The organism is Rhodoferax sp. (assembly GCF_011391645.1).
Taxonomy (GTDB): Bacteria; Pseudomonadota; Gammaproteobacteria; order Burkholderiales; family Burkholderiaceae_C; genus Rhodoferax.
Map to the genome: position 1 here is coordinate 1 of NZ_JAABQC010000162.1, position 3,132 is coordinate 3,132.

Sequence of the window (3,132 nt, forward strand, 5' to 3'; positions counted from 1 at the left end):
GATTACTCTCAACGTGCACTCTGACTTGAATGCCTGCGGGCTGACAGCGGCATTTTCTAAGGCGCTATCGGAGAAAGGAATTAGCTGCAATGTTGTCGCCGGTGCCTATCACGACCACATTTTTGTGCCGGTTGCCCTTGAAAGCAAAGCCTTGTTGGCCTTAAAGCTGTTGCAAAACTCGTAAATTCTCTTAGTCGTCTCGACCATTGGATGACTCATTTAAGGCGGGCAATTCAAGCAACTGAAAATCAGTAACCAGCCTGTTGGCGCCGGTCATCTGGAAAGCGTGTACACCGAGGTGCCGGCCAGCAAATTGGGCAGCAGGCGCACCACCTTGCCGTCCTGCAGGCCAAAGCTGTCTTGCACCAGCAGCCGGTTGCGGCTGGCCAGCACACCCAGGTCGGCATGGGTGCCCACGCGGATATTGGGCGTGTCAAACCACTGGTAGGGCAGGCGCTTGGTCACCGGCATGCGCCCGCCCAGCACGCTCAGGCGGTTCGGCCAATGGGCAAAATTGGGGAACGCCACAATGCCCAGGCGCCCCACCCGCACGGTCTCCAGCAGCATCACTTCGGCGTTGCGCAGGTGTTGCAGGGTATCGATTTGCAGCACCACGTCAAAGCTGGCGTCTGCAAAGGTGGACAGGCCCTCGTCGAGGTTGAGCTGGATCACGTTGACGCCGCGCTTGACGCAGGCCTGCACGTTGGCGTCGTCGATCTCAATGCCATAACCGCTGCAGCCGCGCGCTTCAATCAGGTGCGCCAGCATGGCGCCGTTGCCGCAGCCCAGGTCGAGCACGCGCGAGCCCGCTGGCACCAGTTCGGCAATGGCCAGCTGCGTGGCGTTGACCCGGGTGTTCATGCGGCCTCCCCGGTGGGCTTGACGACATTATTGAAGTAGGAACGAATCACGCCCATGTAGCGGGCATCGTCGAGCAAAAAGGCATCGTGCCCGTGCGGTGCGTTGATCTCGGCATAACTCACGTCGCGCTTGTTGTCGAGCAGCGCCTTGACGATCTCGCGGCTGCGTTTGGGGGCAAAGCGCCAGTCGGTGGTAAAGCTCACCAGCAAAAATTTGGAGGTGGCCCGCGCCAACGCCAGACTCAAATTGCCGTCAAAGCGGCGCGCCGGGTCGAAGTAGTCAAGCGCACGGGTGATCAACAGGTAGGTGTTGGCGTCAAAGTATTCGGCAAACTTGTCGCCCTGGTAGCGCAGGTAGCTCTCGATCTGAAACTCGGCCTCCAGCGTGCTGTAGAAAAAGTTGCGGTCCTGCTCGCTTTGGCTGCTGGCAATCAGCTGGCGGCCAAACTTCTCGTTCATCACATCGTCGCTCAAGTAGGTGATGTGGCCGATCATGCGGGCAATGCGCAGGCCGCGTTTGGGCACCATGCCATGCTCATAAAAATGGCCGCCATGAAAATCGGGGTCGGTCTGAATGGCGCGCCGGGCCACTTCGTTGAAGGCAATGTTTTCTGCCGTCAGATTGGGCGCGCTGGCAATCACCACCGCGTGGCGCACCCGGTCCGGGTACTGCAGCGCCCAGCTCAGCGCCTGCATGCCGCCCAGGCTGCCGCCCATCACGGCCGCCAGCGTCTGGATGCCCAGCGCATCGAGCAGTCGCGCCTGTGCGTTGACCCAGTCTTCGACCGTGACCACCGGAAAATCGGCACCATAAACACGCCCGGTGTCGGGGTGGATGTGCATCGGGCCGGTGGAGCCAAAACACGAGCCCAGATTGTTGACGCCAATGACAAAAAAACGCTCGGTGTCGAGCGCCTTGCCCGGCCCGATCATGTTGTGCCACCAGCCCTCGGACTTGTCCTGGCCGGCGTAGGTGCCCGCCACATGGTGCGAGGCGTTGAGGGCGTGGCAGATCAGCACCGCGTTGGATTTGTCGGCGTTGAGCGTGCCGTAGGTCTCAAAGCTGAGGTCGTACGCCCGAATCGAGGCCCCGCTTTGCAAAGGCAAGGCGGCCGAAAAATGCATGGACTGGGGCGTTACGTTCATAGGTTCGTCATGGCACTCCCGGTCCGTACCAGACGGGATTTTCAGCCCGGGAGTCGGTCATCAAGAGGCAGATTGGCAAGGGCGCTGAGTATAAAGCGCCTGACAGCAATTGCCCTAACCAGCGTCGGGTTGGGCACCGGGGGCAGCGAGCGCAAATGCTGGCAGCGCGCTGCAAGCCTGGTCGATTGCCACAATCAGCGGGTAGGGCGCGAGGCTGACTTTGAAACGCCGCGCGCTTTCGACTTGCGCAACCAGGTAGGCGTCGGCCAGGGTCGGACCATGGCCAAAGCAGAAGTTGCCGCGCTTCGGGTCAGCCGCCAGCATGATCTCGAGCGCCTCAAAACCCCCGTTGATCCAGGTGGCGCACCAGGCCAGCACGGCGGCCTCGTCGCAGCCCAGCGTGTGGCGCAGGTACTCCAGCACGCGGCGGTTGTTGAGCGGGTGGATGTCGCAGCCCACGATGGCGGCCAGGGCACGTACACGGGCCCGATCATTCGGGTCCGCAGGGAGAAGCGGCGGATGGGGGTAGCGCTCTTCCAGCCATTCAATGATGGCTGGCGATTGGGTCAGCACCAGGTCACCGTCGATCAGCATGGGCACAAAGCCCTGCGGATTGAGCGCCTTGAAGGCAGCGTCAAAGTGCGCCTCGGCGCGCAAATCCACGGCCACGTAGTCCCAGTCCAGCCCCTTGAGATTGAGCACAATGCGCAAGCGGTGCGACGTGCCGCTGCGAAAGTAGTTGTAGATTTTCATGGGGTGGCTGCGGCAACTTCAGGGTATCAGGAACCCGAACCGCGCTTGGACGCAATCAGCGACTTGACATCGGGCGCGCGCACCCTGGGGCGATCGGGCTCTGCCATTGCCAGTGGTTGCACCTCTACCAGGCTGGCCAGACAGCGCCGGGTGAGGTCCTGGTAGGTTTGTGTGCCCGCCAGTTTCCAGGCGATTTCGTCGTCACGCAGGGCGCGAATCAGTTTGGCCGGCACACCGGCCACCAGGGTGGCTGGTGCCACCTGCATGCCGGCGGGCACAAAAGCACAGGCGGCCACCACGGCCGCCTCACCCACCACAGCCTCGTCCATCACCACGGCATTCATGCCGACCAAGGCGTTGCGGCGCACCACAC

4 protein-coding genes and 1 pseudogene are annotated in these 3,132 nt (G+C 61.9%); 1 reads left to right on the forward strand and 4 read right to left on the reverse strand.

Features of this window, described 5'->3' with window-relative positions; translation table 11 throughout:
* A partial coding sequence (locus tag GPS82_RS13660) for an ACT domain-containing protein (protein WP_296495641.1) occupies window positions 1-184 on the forward strand: 184 nt, incomplete at its 5' end.
* A gap of 89 nt (window positions 185-273) precedes the next feature.
* On the opposite strand, the gene metW is transcribed toward GPS82_RS13660, so the two are convergent.
* The 4 genes and pseudogenes from metW to GPS82_RS13680 all read right to left on the reverse strand — a co-directional run.
* Window positions 274-861, reverse strand: a complete 588-nt coding sequence (gene metW / locus GPS82_RS13665) for a methionine biosynthesis protein MetW (RefSeq protein WP_296495643.1) — start codon at window positions 859-861, stop codon at window positions 274-276.
* Complete coding sequence (locus tag GPS82_RS13670) at window positions 858-2,006, reverse strand: homoserine O-acetyltransferase (RefSeq protein ID WP_296495645.1); 1,149 nt, start codon at window positions 2,004-2,006, stop codon at window positions 858-860. Before GPS82_RS13670 ends, metW begins: the two co-directional genes overlap by 4 nt.
* 114 nt (window positions 2,007-2,120) lie before the next feature.
* Entirely contained in the window at window positions 2,121-2,759 is a 639-nt protein-coding gene (gene maiA / locus GPS82_RS13675; protein WP_296495648.1) for a maleylacetoacetate isomerase, read from the reverse strand.
* Between the two features lie 26 nt (window positions 2,760-2,785).
* Window positions 2,786-3,132: pseudogene (locus GPS82_RS13680) on the reverse strand (phenylacetic acid degradation protein PaaY); the annotation flags it as partial.